Source organism: Pseudoalteromonas sp. S16_S37, from assembly GCF_014694405.1.
In the GTDB taxonomy this organism is placed as follows: domain Bacteria; phylum Pseudomonadota; class Gammaproteobacteria; order Enterobacterales; family Alteromonadaceae; genus Pseudoalteromonas.
On record NZ_JAAUWV010000115.1, the window covers coordinates 1 to 2968 of the forward strand.

Sequence of the window (2968 nt, forward strand, 5' to 3'; positions counted from 1 at the left end):
GACGTAAGTGATATCAGCAACCCAAAGCTGATTAGGCTGCTCAGCGACAAATTGACGGTTAACTAAATCCATCGGTGTATCTTGTTGCTCATCTGGTATCGTTGTTTTACAAGCCTTACTAAACAATATAGACAGCCATTATTAAATAGACTAAACAATATAGACAGCCATTATTAAATTATCAAAAAGTGAACGTGTAATGCCAGTTCCTTTGATGTTTTCACATCAAAAATATCTATTCTGCGAATATTTAGACCTTTGCGGGCATTATTTTTTAGGCTTACTCTAGGTTTTAAGGCTTGATTGCAAAGTGCTAGGCGCAGCTTGGCCTACTTTGTCAGCATGAGTTTGGCTTAGTATTTAGGGTTAAATTGTGCTTTAGCCGAAAAGCTGTTCACAATGGCTGATGCCAGTTCGCCGCTTTACTTCTAAATGTGCGTAGTAGTCATCAAGCTTATTGGGCCGACCGACCGCCCCTTTGAACACTTTAGTAAATTGTGTGGTGAGTTTTAGCCAGTTTTCTGGGGCTATGTTTAATCGCTCTAAAATAGGTAGTGTGTGCTGCTCTATATACCCGCGTTTGTCTTCTCGCATGCAGCGGCCGGTGAGTTCAACTAGCTCTAAGTACGACTTTAATTCAAACGGGAGCCCTTTAGGCATGTGCTTTCTGGGGCTGCCAGCAAAACGGGCGAGTTGTTTGGGTTGTTTTGCCTCTTTCGCAGCCTTTATGCGCTTTTGCACGCTGGTATGGCCAGAGTCTTCTGGTGTTTTTGCCATTTTCGCTCTGATGGGGTTTAAATCAACATACGCCATGCATGCTGCCAGTGCAGCTTCATCTAGCAGTGCTTGAGATTTAAATCTCCCTTCCCAAAAACGGCCTGTGCAATTGTCTTCTTTATTGGCTTTTCTGGCTATATCTTCATTGAGGACGCGCATAAACCAACTGATATCCGCCAGTCGCTCTCGATAATCTGCAATCGTGCGATTTAAAAAGAATTGTTGGGCTTTATCTAGCTTGTCGCCTTGTAGGTATTTTTGTGTCAGCAGCGTGCCCTTGAATAGCTTATGCCAGCGAATAAGTATCGCTTTATCATTTAGCCTTTTCGCTTTTTTATCATCCACATACAACACAACATGGGTATGATTACTCATCACCGCATAAGCACACACATCGATACAAAATACTTTAGCAAGCGCGAGTAGCTTATCTTCTACCCATTGCCTGCGGTGCTCATAGCTTCTACCCGTTATCGTGTCATCCCCACACAAAAATGCACGGCGAACACACCGTGAAATACAGTGGTAGTATTTAGTATCAACCAAACTTACCTGTCTTTTACGTGCCGTTGCCATCAAGCTGCCTACCTTTTGACCAGATAATTAAAAGATAGGCAATGAACAAAAAACATGCAAATAAAAATGGGTGTCTTGTTTATTTGTCTTGTTTATTTGATGGTTTAACTTGACGTGGGGAGTCATACCAACGCTTGCCTAACTGGCGCGAAATAGCAGGCTAAAATTAGCGACGAAGGAGCGCAAGCCTGCTGTTTTGCGTCCTTTGGTTTAGGCACTTGTTAGGTGTACTTATTAGCCAATACCAACAATTTTAAGAGCGTTTATGCTAATAAGTAATACACCAATTATTATCAAAGCATTTGGGGAAATGGCAGCGTTTTGATTAACAAGGTTCGCTTTTAAAGCTCTACCACGAATAACCATGTGACCTCCAATGCAGATCATAAATAGATTGATCATTACACCAGCTAATAAATATGGATCCATTAAATATTTATCCTAATGAAATTTTTGTTAGAGCAGGCACTAAATTTTAACTGTACACCTAACGCCGCCAACAGCGGCCGAGCGTAGCGAGGTCCAGACCCGAAGGGGCGATGCTGCTTGGCCTTGTTAAATTCATTGCTTGGCACTGCCTTTGACATTGAAGTTTTGTGTTAGCTTACGCTCATTTGGGATATTGAGATTCTCTGCATAATAATTTTGATCAATAGTTAGTACCCAAACTTCACCACCAAGATTAACCGTTGCCTCTAATGGGAAGGTAGCTGAAAACCGTGTAAGGATAGCCTTCGACTCATCACCATTTTGTGGCAATGCACCCGTTAATAATTCGGGCTCGCCTGTACATTGTAACTTCAATAGTTGCGACCCAGGCTGCTGTTTATATAGCTCGCCTTCAACATCAGAAACCACAAATTTACGGTAATCTTTACCAAGACCTAGCCATTCGATCATGTGCACAATTTTTTCGGCACAATCAAAGCCCGATATTTCAATGGATTTTCCTTTGTTTATTGACTCCATTGACTCCGCCATAGCCTGAACTCCTGATAGCAAGATTATTATTGATGTAAGAATTCGTAGCACGATATCTCCAAGAATTTAACGCTTGCCTAACCGGCGAAAAATAGCAGGCTAAAATTAGCGACGAAGGAGCACAAGCCTGCTGTTTTGCGTCCTTTGGTTAAGGCACTTGTTATGTGCGCTTGTGTGCATCTTCATGTGAGATGCCAAGATTTACTAATAAATCTTCAAAATAGCCAACATCTTCTAACTCACGATTATCTTCATAAGCTAAGCACAAAATAATTCTCATCTTTGCTACTTCTGGGACAGATATGTTGTAACCATCGTTACTATCAACCCAAGACCACAAATCCTCTTTTAACTGCTCAAGGTTAAGATTTTTATGTTCAAACCAATAACCTTTTAGTTGTGAAAATGCACTTTTAGCCAAAGGGATTTCCTGCACACCAAGCTTCTCAACCCAAGAAATCATATGGGCTGCATACTTATAATTTTCGTTCAAGCTAGGACACTCCCCTGAGCACATAGACATAATGACTCCCCACGAGGTGCTAGCCTCCTATTCGTGGGTTAGCTAAAAACCAGAGCCATAATTAGTGTGTTAAACAACTAAAAGCGGAGGCTAGCATGAATAACTTTAACA

The 2968-nt window shown here is 41.4% G+C and carries 4 protein-coding genes; all 4 read right to left on the reverse strand.

Features of this window, described 5'->3' with window-relative positions:
• Positions 1–378: 378 nt before the first annotated feature.
• The gene (locus HC733_RS21860) at positions 379–1353 is read right to left on the reverse strand and encodes a transposase (protein ID WP_190367090.1); all 975 of its coding nucleotides are present in this window, start codon (positions 1351–1353) and stop codon (positions 379–381) included.
• A 234-nt stretch (positions 1354–1587) separates the two neighbouring features.
• Positions 1588–1782 (reverse strand): hypothetical protein, encoded by a 195-nt coding sequence (locus tag HC733_RS21865; RefSeq protein WP_190367091.1) that lies wholly within the window; start codon positions 1780–1782, stop codon positions 1588–1590.
• Between the two features lie 132 nt (positions 1783–1914).
• On the reverse strand, positions 1915–2334 hold the full coding sequence (locus HC733_RS21870; RefSeq protein ID WP_190367092.1) for a hypothetical protein: 420 nt from the start codon (positions 2332–2334) through the stop codon (positions 1915–1917).
• Positions 2335–2494: 160 nt separating this feature from the next.
• Entirely contained in the window at positions 2495–2827 is a 333-nt protein-coding gene (locus tag HC733_RS21875; protein WP_190367093.1) for a hypothetical protein, read from the reverse strand.
• Positions 2828–2968: the final 141 nt, after the last annotated feature.

Coding starts and splice junctions, on each gene's coding strand:
- HC733_RS21860 (WP_190367090.1), bottom strand. CDS start 1,353: ATGGCAACGGCACGTAAAAGACAGGTAAGTTTGGTTGATACTAAATAC.
- HC733_RS21865 (WP_190367091.1), bottom strand. CDS start 1,782: ATGGATCCATATTTATTAGCTGGTGTAATGATCAATCTATTTATGATC.
- HC733_RS21870 (WP_190367092.1), bottom strand. CDS start 2,334: ATGGCGGAGTCAATGGAGTCAATAAACAAAGGAAAATCCATTGAAATA.